Source organism: Agrococcus sp. SGAir0287, assembly GCF_005484985.1.
In the GTDB taxonomy this organism is placed as follows: Bacteria; Actinomycetota; Actinomycetes; order Actinomycetales; family Microbacteriaceae; genus Agrococcus.
Window position 1 is genome coordinate 2,171,914 of record NZ_CP027942.1, and the last position, 19,484, is coordinate 2,191,397.

The 19,484-nt window shown below is 71.9% G+C and carries 21 protein-coding genes; 3 read left to right on the forward strand and 18 right to left on the reverse strand.

Annotated features, from left to right (window positions below; translation table 11 throughout):
* Window positions 1-15 precede the first annotated feature (15 nt).
* The 14 genes from C1N71_RS10340 to C1N71_RS10405 form a co-directional block, all read right to left on the reverse strand.
* Window positions 16-618, reverse strand: a complete 603-nt coding sequence (locus tag C1N71_RS10340; RefSeq protein WP_137756323.1) for a signal peptidase I — start codon at window positions 616-618, stop codon at window positions 16-18.
* Window positions 615-1,103: a hypothetical protein gene (locus C1N71_RS10345; RefSeq protein WP_137756324.1), complete on the reverse strand. Its 489-nt coding sequence runs from the start codon at window positions 1,101-1,103 to the stop codon at window positions 615-617. The genes C1N71_RS10340 and C1N71_RS10345 overlap by 4 nt, the downstream gene beginning before the upstream one ends.
* Window positions 1,100-1,693 (reverse strand): hypothetical protein, encoded by a 594-nt coding sequence (locus C1N71_RS10350; protein WP_137756325.1) that lies wholly within the window; start codon window positions 1,691-1,693, stop codon window positions 1,100-1,102. Before C1N71_RS10350 ends, C1N71_RS10345 begins: the two co-directional genes overlap by 4 nt.
* Window positions 1,693-2,355 carry a SipW-dependent-type signal peptide-containing protein gene (locus tag C1N71_RS15005; protein ID WP_175414186.1) on the reverse strand — a complete coding sequence of 221 codons (663 nt, stop codon included), beginning with the start codon at window positions 2,353-2,355 and terminating at the stop codon, window positions 1,693-1,695. Before C1N71_RS15005 ends, C1N71_RS10350 begins: the two co-directional genes overlap by 1 nt.
* A 7-nt stretch (window positions 2,356-2,362) precedes the next feature.
* Window positions 2,363-2,989, reverse strand: a complete 627-nt coding sequence (locus tag C1N71_RS10360; protein ID WP_137756326.1) for a SipW-dependent-type signal peptide-containing protein — start codon at window positions 2,987-2,989, stop codon at window positions 2,363-2,365.
* A gap of 156 nt (window positions 2,990-3,145) precedes the next feature.
* Entirely contained in the window at window positions 3,146-4,144 is a 999-nt protein-coding gene (glpX, locus tag C1N71_RS10365) for a class II fructose-bisphosphatase (RefSeq protein WP_254677978.1), read from the reverse strand.
* Between the two features lie 185 nt (window positions 4,145-4,329).
* Complete coding sequence (locus C1N71_RS10370) at window positions 4,330-5,694, reverse strand: MFS transporter (RefSeq protein WP_137756327.1); 1,365 nt, start codon at window positions 5,692-5,694, stop codon at window positions 4,330-4,332.
* Between the two features lie 152 nt (window positions 5,695-5,846).
* On the reverse strand, window positions 5,847-6,614 hold the full coding sequence (locus C1N71_RS10375; protein WP_137756328.1) for an SDR family NAD(P)-dependent oxidoreductase: 768 nt from the start codon (window positions 6,612-6,614) through the stop codon (window positions 5,847-5,849).
* Window positions 6,611-7,591: a 3-hydroxyacyl-CoA dehydrogenase family protein gene (locus C1N71_RS10380; RefSeq protein ID WP_137756329.1), complete on the reverse strand. Its 981-nt coding sequence runs from the start codon at window positions 7,589-7,591 to the stop codon at window positions 6,611-6,613. Before C1N71_RS10380 ends, C1N71_RS10375 begins: the two co-directional genes overlap by 4 nt.
* A complete protein-coding gene (locus C1N71_RS10385) occupies window positions 7,588-8,544 on the reverse strand; it encodes a sugar phosphate isomerase/epimerase family protein (protein ID WP_137756330.1) in 957 nt (318 codons plus the stop codon). Before C1N71_RS10385 ends, C1N71_RS10380 begins: the two co-directional genes overlap by 4 nt.
* Window positions 8,545-8,612: 68 nt before the next feature.
* Window positions 8,613-10,124, reverse strand: a complete 1,512-nt coding sequence (locus C1N71_RS10390) for a tripartite tricarboxylate transporter permease (RefSeq protein WP_137756331.1) — start codon at window positions 10,122-10,124, stop codon at window positions 8,613-8,615.
* The gene (locus C1N71_RS10395; RefSeq protein ID WP_137756332.1) at window positions 10,124-10,699 is read right to left on the reverse strand and encodes a tripartite tricarboxylate transporter TctB family protein; all 576 of its coding nucleotides are present in this window, start codon (window positions 10,697-10,699) and stop codon (window positions 10,124-10,126) included. The genes C1N71_RS10390 and C1N71_RS10395 overlap by 1 nt, the downstream gene beginning before the upstream one ends.
* Window positions 10,696-11,655 (reverse strand): tripartite tricarboxylate transporter substrate binding protein, encoded by a 960-nt coding sequence (locus C1N71_RS10400; RefSeq protein WP_137756333.1) that lies wholly within the window; start codon window positions 11,653-11,655, stop codon window positions 10,696-10,698. The genes C1N71_RS10395 and C1N71_RS10400 overlap by 4 nt, the downstream gene beginning before the upstream one ends.
* A 71-nt stretch (window positions 11,656-11,726) precedes the next feature.
* On the reverse strand, window positions 11,727-12,716 hold the full coding sequence (locus C1N71_RS10405) for a 4-hydroxythreonine-4-phosphate dehydrogenase PdxA (RefSeq protein WP_137756334.1): 990 nt from the start codon (window positions 12,714-12,716) through the stop codon (window positions 11,727-11,729).
* Between the two features lie 162 nt (window positions 12,717-12,878).
* Here C1N71_RS10405 and C1N71_RS10410 point away from each other — a divergent pair, with 162 nt between their 5' ends.
* The 3 genes from C1N71_RS10410 to C1N71_RS10420 are packed head-to-tail and all read left to right on the forward strand — an operon-like array spanning window position 12,879 to window position 15,789.
* Entirely contained in the window at window positions 12,879-14,147 is a 1,269-nt protein-coding gene (locus C1N71_RS10410; RefSeq protein ID WP_175414187.1) for an MFS transporter, read from the forward strand.
* A complete protein-coding gene (locus C1N71_RS10415; RefSeq protein ID WP_137756336.1) occupies window positions 14,144-15,082 on the forward strand; it encodes an amidohydrolase family protein in 939 nt (312 codons plus the stop codon). Before C1N71_RS10410 ends, C1N71_RS10415 begins: the two co-directional genes overlap by 4 nt.
* Complete coding sequence (locus tag C1N71_RS10420; RefSeq protein WP_137756337.1) at window positions 15,079-15,789, forward strand: cyclase family protein; 711 nt, start codon at window positions 15,079-15,081, stop codon at window positions 15,787-15,789. Before C1N71_RS10415 ends, C1N71_RS10420 begins: the two co-directional genes overlap by 4 nt.
* 38 nt (window positions 15,790-15,827) lie before the next feature.
* On the opposite strand, the gene C1N71_RS10425 is transcribed toward C1N71_RS10420, so the two are convergent.
* Genes C1N71_RS10425 through C1N71_RS10440 form a run of 4 tightly spaced genes read right to left on the reverse strand, consistent with a single transcriptional unit; the run spans window position 15,828 to window position 19,475 of the window.
* A complete protein-coding gene (locus C1N71_RS10425; protein ID WP_137756338.1) occupies window positions 15,828-16,517 on the reverse strand; it encodes a GntR family transcriptional regulator in 690 nt (229 codons plus the stop codon).
* Complete coding sequence (locus tag C1N71_RS10430) at window positions 16,514-17,281, reverse strand: triose-phosphate isomerase family protein (protein WP_137756339.1); 768 nt, start codon at window positions 17,279-17,281, stop codon at window positions 16,514-16,516. The genes C1N71_RS10425 and C1N71_RS10430 overlap by 4 nt, the downstream gene beginning before the upstream one ends.
* Window positions 17,282-17,283: 2 nt before the next feature.
* Window positions 17,284-17,742 carry a ribose-5-phosphate isomerase gene (locus C1N71_RS10435; RefSeq protein ID WP_137756340.1) on the reverse strand — a complete coding sequence of 153 codons (459 nt, stop codon included), beginning with the start codon at window positions 17,740-17,742 and terminating at the stop codon, window positions 17,284-17,286.
* Window positions 17,739-19,475, reverse strand: coding sequence for a dihydroxyacetone kinase family protein (locus tag C1N71_RS10440; RefSeq protein WP_137756341.1), 1,737 nt, complete (start codon window positions 19,473-19,475; stop codon window positions 17,739-17,741). The genes C1N71_RS10435 and C1N71_RS10440 overlap by 4 nt, the downstream gene beginning before the upstream one ends.
* Window positions 19,476-19,484: the final 9 nt, after the last annotated feature.

Genomic DNA, 19,484 nt, shown 5'->3' on the forward strand with positions numbered 1-19,484 from the left:
CGCCGGCGCGATCCCTCAGTCGGCGGCGTGGGCGGCCTCGGGCTCGACGCGTCGCGTCCGGGGCCAGAAGGCCCACGTGACGAGCGCCGTCGCACCGAGGGTGATGCCGCCGAGCACGAGCGGATCCCTGAGCGCGACGATCGCGCTCGCGAGTCCTGGCGCCGACCAGACGACGATCCGCACGGTCGTCTCGGTGTACGGGTAGGGATCGGCGTCGGCGTTCGCGTCGCCCTGCATCGTGAACGTGACCGCATCCCCGTCGATCGCGTCGATCGCGACCACGCGGTGCGTGATGGGCAGCTCCGGGTCGCGGTCGACCGTGACGACGTCGCCGACCGCGATGTAGGTCGCGGGGATCTCGCGCACCACCGCGATCGAGCCCGCGGGGATCGTCGGCGACATCGATCCGGTGGCGAAGAGCATGATCGACACCTTGAAGACGAAGGATGCGACCACGAGCAGGATGCAGGCGAGCCCCGCGAGCGCGAGGGCGTCGAGCGCGAGACGTCCCGCGAGCGCGGCTACCCGCCGACGGACCGGCGGGGACGTTCGGGTCGGCTCGGCGGCGCGGCCGTGCCGAGCCCCCTCGGCATGCTGCGGCGGTGCGACGGCGGTCATGCCGGCACCGAGAAGCCCGAGCACGACGTGATGAGTCCCAGGGCCGTCGTCGTGATGGTGCCGACGAGCGGCGTCGAACGCCACGAGCTCGTCGAGGGTGCGTACGCCTGGATCTCGACACGGTAGGTCGTCGAGTTCAGGAGGCTCGTGAGCAGTCCGGTCGTCGACGTCGTCGTGACGGTGGCCCCGACCGTCTGCGTCCCGGCGACCGAGCCGTCTGGGCGGTAGGCAGTGAGCACGTAGCCGGTGCGGGGCACGCCACCCGTGCCGTGCGCCCAGTGGAAGGTCACGTCGAGCCCTGCCAGCCCGATCGAGCACGCCGCCGCGGGGTTGGGGCGCTGCACGAAGCCGGACGTCGCCGGCGCGGTGACCCACTCGGCGTCGCTCCAGGCTGCCTCGGTCGTGCTCGTCGACGCGAGCATCCCGACGAGCGCGACGGCGGCGACCGCGACGACGGCGAGGCGGGCGAGCAGGCGGCGCGTCATGGCGATCGCCGCCTCGACGGCCGAGCGATCGCCGCGGCGCCCGCCGCGCAGGCGAGCAGCGCCGCCGCGACGAGCCAGCCGTGCGGCGCGCTGCCGGTGCGCGGCAGCGTGGCGCCGTCGCTCGCGACGGTCTCGCCCGAGCCGCTCGCGACGACCACGAGGTCCGAGCGGGCGCCCGGCGATTCGGCGACGAGCTCGACCTGGACCCGGTACCAGCGCGTCTGCGAGGCGGCCTGCGTCCCGAGGGCGAGCGTGCCGTCCTGCAGCGGACCGGAGAAGAGCATCTCCTGGGCCGCGCATCCATCCGCCGACCACGCGACGGGGCAGGCGCGCACGTCACCGCGGAAGGCGCCGTCGGTGGCTGCGACCTGCAGGGCGATCGCGATCGTGCCGTCGGGCTCGGAGGCGCTGACGCCCACGTCCCACGCGACCGGCACGCCGACGACCATCGAGCGCATCGCGTCGACGTCCTGCACCGACTCGAGGCGCAGCACCTGCCCCTGGACGACCTCGACGGTCGTCGCGGCGTGCGGCATGAAGGGGCCGAGCGCGAGCGCCGCGGCGACGAGCGATGCGAGCACCGCGTGCATCACGTCGAGCCGAGCAGCTGGAAGCGGATGTCGAAGCTCGCGTTCTGCGATCCGTTCGTCGCCGTCGTGGGCAGCTGCACCTGCACGCAGTAGTGCAGCACCGTCGGCGTGGCGCCCTGCACGAGCGTCTGCGAGCCGGGCGTGATGGCGCTCGTGAGCGGCGACGAGCTCACGATGAGCGTGCCCGTCGAGCCCGAGAAGACCGCGCTGCAGTCGGGCACGGCCGTGGCGGTCGTGCCGGTCACGACGCGGACCGAGTAGCGCAGCTCGGACTGCATGACGGTGTCGGCGGGCGTGTCGATCGCGGCGAAGGTGGGCTGCTGCAGCGTCACCGTGCCGGCGACGGACCCGGTTGCGAGGCGCACGCTCGTGCGCGTCGTCGCCGTCGACCCCGGAGCGAGCAGGCCGAGCGCCGGCGAGTACGTCCATGCGAGCGTCGCGCCCGGCGCGGAGGGGTTCTCGGTGAAGGTGGTGCCGTTCGTCGATCCCACGATGCCGAAGCTGCCCGCGGTCACGGTGCCGGACGCGTGCTCCGAGTCGTTCCATGCCGCGAGGGTCGCGGTGGCGCCGACGCCGAGCACGAGTCCGCCCGCGAGCACGGCACGCAGCCGCAGCAGCCATGCGCTGCCGCGGCTGCGTCGCCGTGCCGCGTGCCTCCCCATCCGGGGATCAGCTCGAGGTGGCGACGAAGTGCCAGGTCGACGTCACGGCGCCGCCCTGCACGAGTCCGGACCCCGCGGTCACGACGAGGCAGACCTGCGTCGCGGTGCCGGGATTCGTGGTCGGCGTGCCGTTCGGGAGCGACGTCGTCGCACCGGCGACGGTGCCGGTCGTGAGCGGCCCGCCCGTGGCGAGGTCGGTGCCCGTCGTGGCGGTCGTGCACGATGCGGCCGCGCCGATCGCGTACGCGTGGAACGTGAGGTTCGCCGCGTTCGCGCCCGTCGAGGTCACCTCCGTGAGGTCGAGGGTCGCCCCGGTCGTCGTGTTGGCTGCGAGCCGCACCCAGAACGGCGTCGCGACCGACTGGCCGGGCGAGAGGTTCGAAGCCGGAGCCGTGAAGGTCAGGGCCGCACCCGGCGACGTGGCGTGGTCGGTGAACGCCGTGCCGTCGGTCGAGCCCTCGAGGTTGAAGGTGCCGGCCGTGAACGTGCCGGTGGCGAACTCGCTGTCGCTCCAGGCGGCGAGCGTGATGGCGGCCCCGACGCCGAGGACGAGGCCTCCGGCCAGGATGGCGCGGATCTTGCGGCGTCGAGCACCGCGGTCGGTCGAGGCGTGAGCCTCGGTGGTGGTGGACATCGAAGGCTCCGCTCTGCCGCAAGGTGAGGACACTTCAAGTGTGTGGGACCGTGTACCCCACGTCAAGACCATTCGCAGGGATCGTCGCTCGGGCGGCAGCCGACGGATGCCGCCGAGCCCCAGGCTCGACGGCATCCGTCCGCGCGCTGCGTCGCGTCAGGACGCGCGCTCGGCGTCGCGCTCGAGCCACTTCGATGCGAGGTGCTCGGCGATCACGCGGCGGGCGGTGCCCGTCTTGGAGCGCAGCACGAGCGACTCCGTGCGGATGAGCGGTCCCTTGCGACGCACGCCGTCGAGCAGGCCGCCGTCGGTGACGCCCGTCGCGACGAAGTACGTGTTGTCGCTCGTGACGAGCTCGTCGACGGTGAGGATGCGGTCGAGGTCGTGGCCGGCGGCGAGCACCTTCGCGTGCTCGTCGGCCGACTGCGGGTTGAGGCGCCCTTCGACCACGCCGTCGAGCGCCTTGACGGCGCACGCCGTGATGACGCCCTCGGGCGTGCCGCCCGTGCCGACGCACATGTCGATGCGCGACTCCCAGCGTGCGGCGTTGATGCCGCCGGCGACGTCGCCGTCGAGCATGAGGCGCGTGCCGGCGCCCGCCGCGCGGATCTCGTCGATGAGCGCCGCATGGCGCGGGCGGTCGAGCACGGCCACGACCATGTCGGCGACGTCCTTGCCCTTGGCCCTCGCGAGCTCGCGGATGTTGTCGCCCATCGACTGCGCGAGGGAGACGACGCCCTTGCCCTCGGGTCCGCAGACGAGCTTGTCCATGTAGAAGGCGTCCACGGGGTCGTACATCGTGCCCCGGTCGGCGACGGCGATGACGCTCAGCGCGTTCTGCCGACCTGCGGCCGTGAGCGACGTGCCGTCGATGGGGTCGACGGCGATGTCGCACGAGGGGCCGCGACCATTGCCGACGTGCTCGCCGTTGAAGAGCATCGGCGCCTCGTCCTTCTCCCCCTCGCCGATCACGACGACGCCGTCGAACGCGACGGTGCCGAGGAAGGTGCGCATGGCGTCCACGGCGGCCTTGTCGGCGGCGTTCTTGTCGCCTCGTCCGATGAAGGGCACGGCGCGGATGGCGGCGGCCTCCGTCGCGCGCACGAGCTCCATGGCGAGGTTGCGATCGGGATGCTGGAAGACGGTCTCGGCCATCGTGTGGCTCCTTCGGCAGTGGTGGCAGGGGCCAGCTGCCCCCAGGCTATCGCCCGCGCCGTCGCGGACGTCTGCGCCGCTCGTCCGGATGCGCGGACATGGCTCGACGCCGAGCGGGGTGTCGCTGGGACCCGCTCGGCGCCGAGGGCTGGGGATCCGGCGCGGATGCCGCGCCGGAGCTCGGATCAGTGCTGCGGTGCGGGCTCCTCGAGCAGCGCATCCGCCTTCGCCCGGAAGAACCGCGTCGCCCAGAACATCGCCGCAGCGAGGAAGGCGAACACGCCGAGCGAGACGACGCCCCACGCGCCGGAGTCGGTCGGCACCGCCTCGTTCACCGCGGTGCGCATGATCGGCGCGACGAAGCCGCCGAGGTTGCCGAGCGAGTTGATGAGGCCGATGCCCGCGGCGGCGGCCGCCCCGGTGAGGAACGCGGTCGGGAACGACCACGTGATCGGACCGACCGAGAGGAAGCTCGCCACGGCGATCGTGATGCACAGGATGCCGAGGATGGGCTGGCCGGCGGCGCCGGCGAGCGCGGATCCGAGGATGAAGACGCCCGTGAGCAGGAAGAAGACGGTGCCGTAGCCACGCCGACGGCGCACCGTGTTCGCGCGACGGCCGAAGAGGTAGCAGGCGAAGAGGCCCACGAGCCACGGGATCGCCGAGACGAGGCCGACCTGCCAGCCGACCGACTGCCCGAGGAGCCCCGCCACCTGCTGCGGCAGGTAGAACGTCGTGCCGTAGACGGCGATCTGCAGGCAGAAGTAGATGATCGTGAAGTACCAGACCTTCCAGTTCGCCATCGCCTTCCAGACGCCCGATGGGCCGTCGGCGCTGCGCACCTCGTCCTCCTGCTCCATGACGCGCGTGAGCGCCGCCTTCTCGTCGTCGTCGAGCCACTTCGCCTTCTGCGGCGAGTCGGTGAGGAGGAAGATCGCCGCGATGCCGGCGACGACCGCCATCATGCCCTCGACGAAGAACATCACCTGCCATCCGTGGAATGGCGTGACCTGGTCGCCGAAGGAGATGAGGCCGCCGGACAGCGGCGCCCCGAGCATCTGCGAGAAGGGCTGCGCGAGGTAGAACAGCGCGAACATCTGCACGCGCACCTTGTTCGGGAACCACTCCGCGAGGAACATGATCACGCCCGGGAAGAGCCCCGCCTCGGTCACGCCGAGCAGGAAGCGCAGCACGATGAACATCGTGTCGTTCGTCGTGAAGGCGAACGCCGACGCGACGATGCCCCACGTGATCGCGATGCGCGCGAGCCAGAACCGGGCGCCGAAGCGCTTCAGCAGCAGGTTCGACGGGATCTCGAAGATCGCGTAGCCGATGAAGAACACGCCGGCGCCGAACGCGAAGGCCGCGGCGGAGATGCCGCGATCCATCTCGAGCGCCTCCTCGGCGAAGCCGACGTTCGTGCGGTCGAGGAAGGCGACGAAGTACAGGATGATCAGCATCGGCATGAGGTGCCGTGCCGCCTTCTTGATGGCGGACGACAGCGCCGGCGAGTCGGCCGACTGGTCGATCGCCTTCGAGAGATCGGACATGGTGCGCTCCTTTGCGTGCCAGCGGCCGCGGCCGCCCTGTCGAGGGTGGGTCAGAGGGAGGTCGAGAGGAACCAGCCGCCCAGCACGAGGCAGCCGATGCCGAGCAGCAGGAAGGCGATGCGGGACCTCGACCACTTGGACATCAGTGCCTCCTAGTGCATGTAGAGGCCACCGTCGACGTTCAGGGTCTGCCCCGTCACGAATCCGGCGTCCTCGGAGATCAGGTAGTGGATGGCAGCCGCGATGTCGCGAGGCGTGCCGATGCGCGGCAGCACGCCGTCGCCGGCCATGGCGGCCTTGCGCTCCTCGGTGAGGGTGCCGCCCATGATGTCGGTGTCGATGGGGCCCGGCGAGACGACGTTGACGGTGATGCCGTGGTGCCCGAGCTCGCGCGCGACGGATCGCGAGAAGCCGATGACGCCCGCCTTCGCGGCCGAGTAGACCGTCTTGGAGAAGGTGCCGCCGCCGCGCTGCGCCGAGACCGACGACAGGCTCACGACGCGGCCCACGCCGTGCTGCACCATCGACTCCACGGCACGACGCGTCGCGTGGTGGACGCCGTCCATGTTGATCGACATGACGCGATGCCACTCCTCGTCGGTGACCTCGAGGTAGGGCACGGGGCTCGAGACGCCCGCGAGGTTCACGAGTGCGACGAGCTGCGGCAGCGCCGCCTCGAGCTCGTCGATCGCCGCGCGCACCTGCGCGGCGTCCGCGACGTTCGCCCCCGCGCCCGCCGCGCGCACGCCGTGCTGCTCGGCGACCTCGGCGGCCACCGCCCGCGACGCCTCCGCGTCGAGGTCGAGGATGCCGACGTGCCAGCCGCGCTCGGCGAGGAAGTGGGCGGTCGCTCGGCCGATGCCGCGCGGCGACGCCGCGCCGGTGAGGATGACGGTGCGCTCGGCGGGGAAGACGGTCATGCGCGCTCCCCCGTCGGCTCGGCGGCGATCGGCGCGGGACCGAGCTCGTCGAGGAGGCGCTGCATCGCCACGTAGGCGCGGTTGCGGTACGCGACGAGCTCGGGCGTGCGCTCGGCGGGCACGTCGAGGTAGCCGGACCCCGTCTTGGTGCCGAAGCGGCCCGCCTCGACGTGCTCTGCGAGGGATGCGGGGGTCGCGAAGCGCTCGGGCCAGCGCGTCTGCAGCGATGCGTAGCAGAAGGCGTAGACGTCGAGCCCGGCCATGTCGGCGATCGCGAAGGGCCCGAAGAACGGCAGGCGGAAGCCGAACGTCGTGCGCACGATCGTGTCGATGTCCTCGGGCGTCGCGACGCCCTCGTCGACGAGCTGCGTCGCCTCGTGGAAGAGCGCGTACTGCAGGCGATTGAGGACGAAGCCCGTCGCGTCGCCGACGCGCGCCGTCACCTTGCCCGTGGAGGCGACGACCTCCTCGGCGAGCGACACCGCGGACTCGTCGGTCGTGGCGTGCGAGATGAGCTCGACGCCGGGGATGAACGGCGCGGGGTTCGAGAAGTGGACGCCGAGGAAGCGCTCGGGGCGCTCGACGGCCTGGGCGAGCGAGCCGATGAGGATCGTCGACGTGTTCGAGCCGATGACGGCGTCGGGCCGAGCGGCGGCCGAGATGCGGCGCAGCGTCTCGTGCTTGATCTCGATGCGCTCGGGCACGGCCTCCTCGACGAAGGCGGCGTCCGCGACGGCCTCCTCGATCGAGTCGGCCGCCGTGATGCCGGCGCGGATGCGCTCGACGGCGTCGGCGGGGAACAGCCCGTCGGTCACGAACTGCTCGGCCTCGCCGACGAGCCGCTCGAGGTTCGACGCGGCGACCTCGGCGGAGACGTCGGCGATCGCGACGCGGTGGCCCGCGAGCGCGAGCACCTGGGCGATGCCGCCGCCCATGTAGCCGGAGCCGACGACGGCGATGTCGCGGGTGGTGGTCATGCGTGTCCCTTCGGGAGGAGCGATCGGAGGTAGCGCTGGTTGGTGGCGCAGTTGCCGAGGCTGTCGCCGCCGTAGTGCTCCATGAGGAAGATGCCGTCGAAGCCGAGCGCGATGGCGTCGCGCACGACCTGGCGGTAGTTGATGAGGCCCGCCTCCATCGACGAGGGGACGCTCGTGGCCCAGGAGCCGTCGGCGGCCTCGTCGCGGGTGTAGTTCTTCACGTGCCAGTAGTTCGCGTACGGCAGGGTCTTCGCGTGCATCTCCCGCCAGTCCTCGATGGGCCGGTGGAGGCGGATGAGGTTGGCGATGTCGGGGTTGAGGCCGACGTTGGCCAGGCCGATCTCCTCCACGAGCCGCACGGCGGAGTCGGCGGTGCCGAGGTAGGTGTCCTCGTACATCTCCAGCGACATCCGCAGCCCCACCTCGGCCGCGTGGGCGCCGAGCTCGCGCAGGCGCGTCACCGCCGCATCCCACACCTCGGGGTCGTCGGGATCCTTCGGCCCCTGGGCCGTCCAGAACCACAGCGCCTGCCGCTGCGACTCGGAGAACGGCTGATGCAGGCCGGTCGAGAACACCTCCATGCCCCACTCGGCCGCCGCGTCGATCGTGCGATGCGCGTAGGCGAGGTTGCGCTCCTCGTGGCCGGGCATGATCACGCTCTGCCGCTGCAGATGCACGCTCGAGATCGCGATCCCCCGCTCACGCGCCATCGCCAGCAGCTCGTCCCGCCGCGCCGGCTCCAGGTCCGCGGGGCGGATGTGGCTGTCGGCCAGCTCGATCCGGTCGAACCCGACGTCCTGCACCTCCGCGAGCATGTCGTCCCACGTCTCGGCGGTGGCGTCGTGCAGGGCGACGCCATCGGGACCCACCGTCGGGATGCCGTGCAGGCACGTCGCGATCGGCCAGGTCTCCGCCGTGAAGGCGGGCGTCGTCGTCGATCGTGCGGTGTCCATGATGGCTCCTGGGAGGGTAGGCCGCTCGGCGGTCGCCGAGGAGGTCCTTGACGGATCGGAGGCGGTGCTCATCGGGCCGTCTCCTTGGCGCGCTCCCGGGCCGCGGCGACGCGCGGCCGGATCGCGACGACGGCCTTCGGCAGCACGACGAGCGCGATGGCCGAGACGAGCACGACGATCGCGACGGGGCTCGTGAAGATCACGCCGAGGTTGCCCTGGCCGAGGGCGCTCGTCTGCACGAGCGACTTCTCGAGCAGCGGGCCGAGCACGAGGCCGAGCACGAGCGGAGCGATGGGCAGGTCGAGCTCCTTGAGGATCCAGCCGAGGATGCCGAAGAGCACGACGAGCCAGACGCTGAAGAGGTTGTTGCTCACGGCGAAGGCGCCGACGACGCTCGTCAGCAGGATGATCGGGTACAGGTACGCGTACGGGATGCGCAGCATCTGCGCGAACACCGGCGCGAGCGGCAGGTTCAGGACGAGCAGCAGCACGTTGCCGATGAAGAACGACACGAGCAGGCCCCACACGAGCGCCGGCTGCGTCTCGAACAGCAGCGGACCAGGCTGCAGGCCGAAGATCGTGAAGGCGCCCAGGAGCACGGCGGTGGTCGCTCCACCCGGGATGCCGAGCGCGAGCGTGGGCACGAAGTTCGCGTTCGCGGCGGAGTTGTTCGCCGACTCCGGGCTCGCGACGCCCTCGATGGCGCCCTTGCCGAAGTTCGCGCGATTCTTCGAGACGCGCTTCTCGATGCCGTAGGACATGAACGAAGCGAGCGTCGAGCCCGCGCCGGGCAGGATGCCGAGCAGGAAGCCGATGCCGCTGCCGCGCAGGATGGCGGGCATCGATCGCGTGATGTCCGTGCGACGGATGACCATGTCCTTGAAGCGCGCGCGGATGGGCGCGGCGGCGCCGACGCGGATCTGGTAGAGCACCTCGCCGAGGGCGAAGAGGCCGATCATGACCTCGACGAAGGGGATGCCCGAGAGCAGGTCGACGTTGCCGAACGTGAAGCGCGCCGTGGTGAAGCCCGACGCGACGCCGACGGTCGAGATGAGGAGGCCGACGGCAGCCATCATGGCGCCGCGCACGAGCGCCCCGCCCTGGAAGGTCACGACGATCACGAGCCCGAGGAGCATGATCGCGAGCTGCTCGATGGGGCCGAAGCCGAGCGCGAGGTCGGCGAGCGGCGGCGCGAGCGTCACGAGCAGCGCGAGCGAGATGATCGCCGCGACGAACGAGCCGATCGCGCTGATGGCGAGCGCGGGTCCCGCTCTGCCCTGCCGCGCCATCTGGTAGCCGTCGAGCGTCGTGACGACGCTGGAGGCCTCGCCGGGCGTCGAGATCAGGACGCTCGTGATCGTGCCGCCGTACTGGGCGCCGTAGTAGATGCCCGCGAGCATGATGAGCGCCGTGATGGGCTCGAGCGCGAAGGTGAGCGGCAGCAGCACCGCGACGCCGGTCGTGGCGCCGAGGCCCGGCAGCAGGCCGATGACCGTGCCGGCGACGACGCCGATGAGGCACCAGAGGAGGTTCTCGGGCGTGAGCGCCTGCGAGAAGCCGAGGATGAGGTTGTCGAGCATCAGATGAGTCCGAGCAGGCCGGTCGGCAGCGGCACGCTGAGCAGCTCGCGGAACACGAGCCAGATCACCGCGGCGGCGACGACGGAGATGATGAGCGAGGGCACGACGGGGCGCCGCTCGAGGACGATGGCGACGAGTGCCATGAGGAGCGTGAACGACAGCAGCAGGCCGATGAGCGGCGTGAGCAGCACGGCGCCCACGAGGCCGACCATGACCGAGATGAGGATGCGGGTGCGCTGGCGCTGCGTGCGGCCGAAGATGTCGACCTCCTCGCCCGCCTCGTTGCGCAGCGGCTCGTCCTCGGGCGCGACCTCGGGCTCGGCGTCGCTCGCCGCGAGGTCGGTCGCGAGGTCCTCGATCGTCACGCCGCGATCGCGGCGCAGGACGCGCTGCACGACGTCGACGACCGCGAGCAGCGCGACGGCGCCGCCGAAGACGACGGGCAGGAAGCCGGGCCCGATGCGCCCGTCCTCGCCGGTGAAGCCGTAGGTCGAGCCGACGATCGCCGCGGCGAGCCCGACGGCTGCGAGGACGAGGCTGAACCCCGTCCCCGCAGCTCGGACGGAGATCCTCACTGGCCGAGCGCCGTCTCGAGGTCGGCCTCGTTGCCGGCGACGTACTCGGCGAACTCCTCGCCGTAGAGCACGTTCGGCTGCATGAGGTTCGCCTCGATGTACTCGTCGTACGCCTCGGTCTCGGCGAACTCCTCGGCAGCGTCGATCCAGAACTGCGTCTGCTCCTCGGTGAGCCCACCGGGAGCGATGAAGCCACGGAACTGCGCGAAGGCCACGTCGATGCCCTGCTCGGTGGCCGTCGGCACGTCGGCGATCGCCTCGTACTCGTAGCGCTCCTCGCTGAAGGCGCACAGCGCGCGCATGTCGCCCGACTCGAGCTGGCCGACGACCTCGCCGGGGTTGAGGCTCGCGATGTCGACCTGGCCGCCGAGCACGCCTGCGATGACCTCGGCGCCGGATTCGAAGGGCACGCGATCGAACTCGACGCCCTGATCCTCCTCGACGAGGCTGAACACGACCTCGTCGAGGCTCACGGCACCCGAGACGGCTGCGACCACGCGGCCGTCCTCGGCCGCCTCGATGACGTCGGTGCACGTCTCGTACGGGCTGTCGGCGGGCACGACCATGAGCGTGTAGTCGTCGCCGAGCTTCATGATCGGCGTGAACGACGTGGACTCGAACTCCACGTCCTGGGAGAGCGGGATCGAGATGAGGCTCGTCTCGGCGGCGAGCAGCACGTTGGGGTTGCCCTCCTCGCCGAGGAAGTACGAGTAGCCGACCGCGCCCGAGCCGCCCTCGCGGTTCTCGGTGGTGATGGTGAGGCCCGTGACGCCCTCCAGGCCGCTCGCGATGGCGCGGCCCGAGGCGTCGGAGCCACCACCGGCGGAGAACGGCACGACCATCGTGACGTTGCCGGAGACGGGGCCGTCGGCTGCGGTCGTGCCGCTCGAGCAGGCGGCGAGGGCGAACGCGGCGGCGGCGGCCGTCGCGACGAGGGCGGTGGGTCGTGAGGTCATCGTCGATCTCCTGGTGCTGTGATGCGGATGGGGTGGTGGGTGGGTCGGATGCGGATGGGGGCGCTCGTGGCTCAGGCCGCGGCGGCTGCGCGGCGCTGGGCACCGACGCCGATCGCCGTGCGGACGGCGTGCTCGTAGGCGCCCATGCCGGCGGAGCGGGTGCCGACGAGGTCGAAGGCCGTGCCGTGGGCGGGCGTGCACACCGGCACGGAGAGGCCGCCCGCCATGGTCACGCCGCGGTCGAAGCCGATGAGCTTGACGGCGATCTGGCCCTGGTCGTGGTACATCGTGAGGACGCCGTCGAACGCGCCGTCGCGGGCCTTGAGGAAGATGGTGTCGCTCGGGAAGGGACCGGAGGCGTCGATGCCGCGAGCGCGCAGCTGCTCGATCGCGGGTGCGATGACGTCGATCTCGTGCCTGCCGAACTTGCCGCCCTCGCCCGCGTGCGGGTTGAGAGCGCACACGCCGATGCGCGGTGCGTCGATGCCGCGCGATCGCAGCACGCGCTCGAGCAGCTCGCCGCGCTCGACGACGAGGTCGAGCTCGATGAGGTCCGCGACCTCCGCGATCGAGCAGTGCGAGGTGACGCGCGCAGTGACGAGCGAGGGCAGGATGTTGAGCTCGGTGGCGCTCGTGCCGTCGTCCAGGACGGTCTCGAACCACGACATCTCGTCGTTCTCGGTCATGCCCGCGAGGTGGAGGGACGTCTTGTTCAGCGGCGCGAACACGATGGCGTCGACCTCGCCCGCCTTCGACAGCTCGAGCGCGGTGCGCAGGCTCGCCATCGCCCACCGGCCGCCGGCCTCGGTCGCCACCTTCCGCTCGAATCCGCCGTCCGGACGCGTGCCGCCGTTGTCGACGAGGCGGGCACCGTCGATCGTCGACAGGTCGAGATCGACCCCGGCGTCGATCGCGGCGTCGCGCAGCTCCTCCTCGTCCCCCACGATCACGAGGTCGGCGTCGCGGGTGGCATCGTCGCTCGTGAGCCAGCGCGCGACGAGCTCGGGCCCGACGCCGCCGGGGTCGCCGAGGGTGAGTGCGATGCGGGGTCGGGTGCTCATGTGCTGCTCCTCGGCCGTGCGGCCACGTCGTCGTGTCGGTCTGGTGCCGCGGGCTCCGCTGCACCGATCGAACGATATCCTATAGGATCTACGACGGCAACGCCGCTGGACGAGGGAGTCACGATGACCGCGACGACGAACCGACCGACACGTCGGACCTGGGTGCGATGGCAGATCTTCGCCATCCTGTGGATCCTCGTGCTGCTGAACTTCATCGACCGCGCGACGCTGTCGATCGCGATGCCCTTCATCGCGGAGGAGTTCGACCTCGGGCCCGAGCTGCAGGGCGTCATCCTCGGGTCGTTCTTCTGGACCTACCTCCTCTTCCAGATCCCCGGAGGCTGGCTGCTCGACCGGTTCGGACCCCGCGCCATCGTCGGCGGTGCCGGCGTGGTCTGGGGTGCGTTCCAGCTGCTCGGCGGCCTCGCGACGGGTGGCATCTTCCTCGTCCTGACGCGCCTCGGCCTCGGCGCGAGCGAGGCGCCCGTCTTCCCCGCCGCGGCGAAGCTCAACGCCGCGTGGCTCCCGCCGAAGGAGCGCGCCCGTGGCGCGACGTTCGTCGACGCCGCCGGGCCGTTCGGCTCGGCGGTCGGCGGCCTCGTGGTCGTCGCGCTCATCGGCGCGCTGGGCGACTGGCGCTGGGCCTTCATCGTCACCGGCGGGCTCACGATCCTCGTCGCGGCGCTCTACTGGCTCTACCTGCGCGACACGCCGCAGCAGCACCCTGGCGTCGGCGCGCCCGAGCTCGCGCGCATCGAGGACGAGACCGCCGTCGTCGCCGGCACGTCGTCGACGGCGACCGGCCCCCTCCCCCGCGCCGTCGACTACCTCGCGTCACGGTCGTTCTGGGGCATGATGGTCGGCCGGCTCGGCTGGGCGACCATCTGGTGGGGCATCATCTCGTGGACGCCGTCCTACCTCTCGCAGGCCCTCGGCTTCGACCTCGCCGCGCTCGGCTGGGGCACGTTCCTCGTCTACGGCTCCGGCGTCCTCGGGCAGCTCGTCGCCGGATTCGTCGCGGACCGCTGGCGAGCGGCCACGACGCGCTACAACGTCGTCATGCGCACGATCCTCGGCGTCTCGGGGGTCGGCACGGCGGTCGCGATCTTCGCCATCCCGCCCGTGACCGACGGCATCGTCGCCCTGGCGCTGCTGTCCACCGCCGTCTTCTTCATCAACTTCGGCGGCCTCTACTGGACCATCCCGGCGCTCCTCGTGCCCGGCCCGCAGGTCGGTCGCGTCGGCGGCGTCATGAACGTGGCCTCGTCGGGCGGCGGCGGCCTCGCCCCCATCGTCATGGGCTTCGCCATCGGCGCGGCCGGCGGCGGGTTCGGCGGCGCCTTCGTGTTCCTCGGCGCTGCCGCGGTCGTCTACCTGGTCGGGTCGATGCTCGTCGACTTCGAGCGTCCCCTCGCGCGAGCGCGCGCATGAGCGCCTACCGCGGAGACCTCGTCGACGCGCACCACCACTTCTGGGAGCCGGGCGAGGGACGGCAGCCGTGGCTGCGACCTGGAGCGCGCATCCCGTTCCGCTACGGGGACTACGAGTCGATCAAGCGCGACTACCTGCCGGACGACCTGCGTCGCGACGCCGCGAGCGCCGGGATGCGCCTCGTGGGGTGCGTCACGATGGAGACCGAGTGGGACGATGCGGATCCGCTCGGCGAGATCGATCACATCGAGTCGGTGCGCGCCAGGTTCGGCCTGCCGAGCGCGGCCATCGGGCGCGTGCAGCTGCATCGGAGCGATGCGGCCGCCACCCTCGAGGCCATGGCGGAGCGCAGCATCGTGCGCGGCATCCGTCACAAGCCCGGACAGACGGCGTCGCCGAGCGAGCCGGGCAGGACGCTGCTGTCCGACCCGACGTGGCGCGACGGCTACTCCCGTCTGGCACCCCTCGGTCTCGACTTCGAGCTGCAGACCGCCTGGTGGCATCTCGACGAGGCGGCTGATCTCGTGCGCGCGCATCCCGAGACGGCGCTCACGATCAACCACACCGCGCTGCCCGCCGACCGGTCCCGCGAGGCGATCGACGGCTGGTCGGCGGCCATCGGGCGCATCGCTTCGCTCGATCGGGTCTGGATGAAGGTGTCGGGCATCGGCGTGCCCGATGAACCCTGGACCGTCGACGCGAACCGCGAGATCGTGCTGCGCGCGATCGATGCCTTCGGCCCCGCACGCATCATGTTCGCCAGCAACTTCCCCGTCGACTCGCTCGTCGGCACCTACGCCGAGATCCTCGGCGGATTCGCCGAGATCGTCGCGGGGTGCTCGCGCGACGAGCAGGAGGCGATGTTCGCGCGCAACGCCATCGAGCGCTATCGCCTCGACGTCGCGCTGGGCTCCGGCGGCACGGACGCGGCATGACCGAGCTGCTCGGCCACCGCGTCGTCGACTGCTCGATGCCGATCGAGCCGCACTGGCGGTTCGCGCCGACGATCGAGCACGCCACCGTCATGGCCGCGGGCGGCTGCCGGTTCCATTCGACGAGGCTCGAGATGGGTGCGCACGCCTTCACGCACGTCGACGCGCCGTGGCACGTCGCCGACGATGGCGCGCGGATGTCCTCCGTCGCGCTGGCCGACGTCACGGGCGAGGCAGCGATCGCCGACGTCTCCTGGCTCGGGGACGATGCGGCCATCCGCGCCGAGCACCTGGCCACGGCCGACGTCCGCGCAGGCGACATCCTCCTGGTGCGCAGCGACCACGCGTCGCGCTGGCCGACGACGACGCCGGAGCATTGGACGCGGGCGCCCTTCATGACGCGCGACGCCGCGGCGTGGGTGCTCGATGCGGGCGTCACGGCGATCGGGTTCGACTTCCCGCAGGACCGAGGCATCCGCGCCGAGCACGACGCGGCGTGGGCTCCCGCAGCCGACCCGGTCGACGACTGGCCGTGCCACCGGATCCTGCTCGCCGCCGGCGTGCTGCAGATCGAGTACCTGCAGGGCCTCGACCGCATCCCGCACGGCCGCTGCGTCTTCGCGGCCATGCCCCTGCGCCTGACGGAGTCCGACGGCGCTCCGGTGCGCGCCGTCGCCTTCGTGCCGCTCGACGACGACCGAGGCACCTGACGACCGCGTACGGGCGGGCTGCGAGACGCTCCGGGCCATCACCGATCGGCGAGCGACCTCGAGCGCACGCCGTCGATGTGCCGTGCCATCGCGTCGACGGCAGCGCTGGGGTCGTCCGATGCGAAGGCGTCGAGGATCGCGCGGTGCTCGGCGATGGCCTCGATGACGTCGCTGGGCCCTCGCAGCGCCGCCTGACGCAGCCGGTGGGTCAGCGCGCCGAGCGACGCGTGCATGTCCCGCAGGTAGCGGTTGCCGGCGTTCGCGAAGATCACCTCGTGGAAGGCGCCGTCGGCGTCGAAGTAGCGCTGCGTGACCTCGAGCGGCACCTCGCCGGCCGCGTGCGCGTGCAGCACGTCGTGGCTCGCCGCCTCGTGCGACTCGTGCGCCTGCCGGAGGTCCGGCAGCATCGCGAGCGCGTGCGGCGCCGCGAGCTCGGCGGCGTGCACCTCCAGCAGCATCCGAGCGTCGAACAGCTCGGCGAGCTGCTCGCGATCCAGCAGCGGCGCGACGCGGTAGCCCTTGAGCGCCTCCCGGGTGACGAGGCCCGTGCGCTCGAGCTGCACGAGCGCCTCGCGCACGGGCGTCGGCGAGACGGCGAGCTCGCGAGCGAGCGTGTCGATCGAGAGCCGCTCCCCCGGCTGCACCGTGCCGTCCAGCAGGTCGGCGAGGATCCGGTCGTGGACCTGATCGCGCAGCGCCGTGCGCTGCACGTCGAGCGGGCGGCTCATGCCGCGACCTCCAGCGCCTCGTCGAGGATGCGACCGAAGGCGGCGGGGTCGTGCGCGAAGCGGCCGAGGAACATGCCGTCGACGTCGGGCGCGATGCGCGGCAGGAGCCCCGGCCCCGCGGATCCCCCGTAGATGACCTGCGCCCGAGGCAGCAGGGCGTCGCCTGCGAGGTGGTCGCGCAGCACGCTCGTCACGCCGCGGATGTGCGCGTCCCCGGCCGGCTCGGGAGCGCCGATCGCCCACACGGGCTCGTAGGCGACGACGAGCCGTCCTCCGACGCCGCGCTCGCGTGCGAGCCGCAGCGATGCCTCGAGCTGCTGCACGCACGCAGCCGCAGCGGCCGACGGGTCGTCGCGCACGGCCTCGCCGATGCAGAGCACCGGCGCGAGGCCCGCGTCGAGCGCCGCGACGACCTTCCGCGCGACGGTCTCGTCGGTCTCCCCGAACATCGCACGACGCTCGGCGTGCCCGATCTCGACCATCCGCACGCCGTGCTCGACGAGCTCGGGCGCGCTCACCTCGCCCGTGAAGGCCCCCGAGGGCTCCCAGTGCACGTCCTGCGCGCCGACCGTCATGCCCGCGGGCACGGCGATGTCGACCACGGCCGGGATCGACGGGAACGTGGGGATCACGAATGGCTCGACGACGCCGGAGGCGACGGCCTCGTGCATGCGGCAGATGGCGGCGACGTCGCGGGTCCACCGCTCGGTCGCGCCCTTGCCGAAGTACATCTTGAGGCTCGAGCCGATCGCGAACCTCGCCATCGTCAGACGCCTTCGTACGCGCAGATGTCGTCGACGTTCGCCTGCGAATGGCTCGACGGGTCGAACGTGTACGTCAGCCACTCCTTGGCGAGACGCCGGGCGAGCTCGATGCCGACGACGCGCTGACCCATGCACAGCACGTGCGCGTCGTTCGACAGGATCGAGCGCTCGACCGAGAAGGAGTCGTGCGCCGTGACGGCGCGGATGCCCTTGACCTTGTTCGCCGAGATCGCGACGCCGAGGCCCGTGCCGCAGAGCAGGATGGCCCGGTCGGCCTCGCCGCGCGCGATGCGCTCGGCGGCCTCGATGGCGACGTTCGGGTAGCTCGTCGCATCCGAGTCGGACGGCACGCCGACGTCGACGACGCTCGCGACGCCCGGGTTCGCCTCCAGGTCGGCCTTGATGATCTCCTTGTAGTCGAAGCCGGCCTTGTCCGATCCGATGATGAGCCGAAGCGTCACGATGCGTCCTCCTCGAGGGTCTGTGCGAGCACGTCCGAGACGGTCGTGCAGATGAGCGCGAACGACACCGCGCCGGGGTCGGGCGTGCCGATGGACCTCTCGCCATGCGACTTCGCACGGCCGAGCGTGGCGGCGAGCGCCGCGGTCTCCTGCGCGGCCTCCTCGGCGACGCCCGCCGCGTGGCTCCACGCGTCGACGAGGGAGTCGCCGGCGGCGACGCGGTCGCGCAGCTCGTCGGCGAAGGGCACGATCGCGTCGATCATGGTCTTGTCGCCGACCTTGGCCTTGCCGAACGACGTGACGGCGTCGCGCGCGGCGTCGACGCCCGCGGCGACCTCGGTGCGCGTCACGCGCGCCTCGTCGCCCAGCGCGGCGGCGACGGCGCGCAGCATCGTCGCCCAGATGACGCCGGAGGTGCCGCCGGCGCGGTCGCCCCACGCGTCCGCGGCCCGGCGCAGCGTCGTCTCCGCACCCGCGCCCGCATCCACCGCGGCCACCGCCGCGTCGCGGCCCGCATGCACGCCGCGCTGCATGCCGATGCCGTGGTCGCCGTCCCCGGCGATCGCGTCGAGCCTGCCCAGCTCGTCGGCGGCCTCGTCGATCGCCTCGGCCATCTCGACGAACGCCGTGCCGATCGTGCGGGCGACCGCCTTCGACGCGTCGGACGCCTCGGGGATCGCGGCCTCCTCGACGCCCTCGACGACGACCTCCACGCGCTCCTGCGGAGCGACGGATCCCTTGCTGTATCCGGGGGTGTCGGCAGGTGCGCTCCACAGCTCCTCGAGCTCGTCGTCGAGCCACACGAGGGTCAGCGAGCAGCCGGCCATGTCGAGCGACGTGCACAGCTCGCCCACGTCGGGGTCGACGACGACGATGCCGCGCTCCCCGAGCAGCCGGTGGACGGCGCGGTAGACGACGAAGAGCTCCTCGTACTTCACCGAGCCGAGGCCGTTGAGCAGCGGCACGACGCGCGCGCCGTCGACCTCGACGCCGTCGGGCACCTCGTCGAGGAGCTTCTCGACGAACAGCGCAGCCAGCTCGTCGGCCGTGGGCACGTCGACCTCGTCGATGCCCGGCTCGCCGTGGATGCCGAGCCCGACGGCCATCCGTCCCTCGGGCACCGTGAAGAGCGGCTCGTCCGCGCCCGGGAACGTGCAGCCGCCGAACGCGACGCCGAACGACCGCGTGCGCTCGTTGGCCTTGATCGCGAGGCGCTCCACCTCGTCGAGCGAGGCCCCCGCCTCGGCGGCGGCGCCCGCGACCTTGAAGACGGCGAGGTCGCCGGCGATGCCGCGACGCTCGTGCCTGCGCTCGGCCGGCGCGCTCCAGATGTCATCGGTGACGAGCACGGTGCGCACGTCGTGCCCCTCGGACCGCAGCCGCTCCTGCGCCTCCGTGAAGTTCAGCACGTCGCCGGCGTAGTTGCCGTACGACAGCAGCACGCCCATGCCCTGGTCGGCGGTCTTCGCCACGGCGTAGACCTGCTGCGTGGAGGGCGAGGCGAAGAGGTTGCCCATGGCCGCGCCGTGCGCGATGCCGGGGCCGACGAGGCCGCCGAAGGCCGGGTAGTGCCCGCTGCCACCGCCGATGACGAGGGCGACGGTGTCCTCGGGTGCACGCGTCGAGCGCACGACGCCGCCCGGCACGGCGGTCACCCAGCGAGCGGAGGCTGCGGCGAAGCCCTCGATCATCTCGTCGGAGAACGCCGATGGATCGTTGAACAGACGCGTCATCGCGTCCCC

Coding starts and splice junctions, on each gene's coding strand:
- C1N71_RS10390 (WP_137756331.1), bottom strand. CDS start 10,124: ATGCTCGACAACCTCATCCTCGGCTTCTCGCAGGCGCTCACGCCCGAG.
- C1N71_RS10385 (WP_137756330.1), bottom strand. CDS start 8,544: ATGGACACCGCACGATCGACGACGACGCCCGCCTTCACGGCGGAGACC.
- C1N71_RS10420 (WP_137756337.1), top strand. CDS start 15,079: ATGACCGAGCTGCTCGGCCACCGCGTCGTCGACTGCTCGATGCCGATC.
- C1N71_RS10425 (WP_137756338.1), bottom strand. CDS start 16,517: ATGAGCCGCCCGCTCGACGTGCAGCGCACGGCGCTGCGCGATCAGGTC.
- C1N71_RS10400 (WP_137756333.1), bottom strand. CDS start 11,655: ATGACCTCACGACCCACCGCCCTCGTCGCGACGGCCGCCGCCGCCGCG.
- C1N71_RS15005 (WP_175414186.1), bottom strand. CDS start 2,355: ATGGGGAGGCACGCGGCACGGCGACGCAGCCGCGGCAGCGCATGGCTG.
- C1N71_RS10340 (WP_137756323.1), bottom strand. CDS start 618: ATGACCGCCGTCGCACCGCCGCAGCATGCCGAGGGGGCTCGGCACGGC.
- C1N71_RS10405 (WP_137756334.1), bottom strand. CDS start 12,716: ATGAGCACCCGACCCCGCATCGCACTCACCCTCGGCGACCCCGGCGGC.
- C1N71_RS10345 (WP_137756324.1), bottom strand. CDS start 1,103: ATGACGCGCCGCCTGCTCGCCCGCCTCGCCGTCGTCGCGGTCGCCGCC.
- C1N71_RS10360 (WP_137756326.1), bottom strand. CDS start 2,989: ATGTCCACCACCACCGAGGCTCACGCCTCGACCGACCGCGGTGCTCGA.
- C1N71_RS10430 (WP_137756339.1), bottom strand. CDS start 17,281: ATGGCGAGGTTCGCGATCGGCTCGAGCCTCAAGATGTACTTCGGCAAG.
- C1N71_RS10375 (WP_137756328.1), bottom strand. CDS start 6,614: ATGACCGTCTTCCCCGCCGAGCGCACCGTCATCCTCACCGGCGCGGCG.
- C1N71_RS10380 (WP_137756329.1), bottom strand. CDS start 7,591: ATGACCACCACCCGCGACATCGCCGTCGTCGGCTCCGGCTACATGGGC.
- C1N71_RS10370 (WP_137756327.1), bottom strand. CDS start 5,694: ATGTCCGATCTCTCGAAGGCGATCGACCAGTCGGCCGACTCGCCGGCG.
- C1N71_RS10415 (WP_137756336.1), top strand. CDS start 14,144: ATGAGCGCCTACCGCGGAGACCTCGTCGACGCGCACCACCACTTCTGG.
- C1N71_RS10350 (WP_137756325.1), bottom strand. CDS start 1,693: ATGCACGCGGTGCTCGCATCGCTCGTCGCCGCGGCGCTCGCGCTCGGC.
- glpX (WP_254677978.1), bottom strand. CDS start 4,144: ATGGCCGAGACCGTCTTCCAGCATCCCGATCGCAACCTCGCCATGGAG.
- C1N71_RS10440 (WP_137756341.1), bottom strand. CDS start 19,475: ATGACGCGTCTGTTCAACGATCCATCGGCGTTCTCCGACGAGATGATC.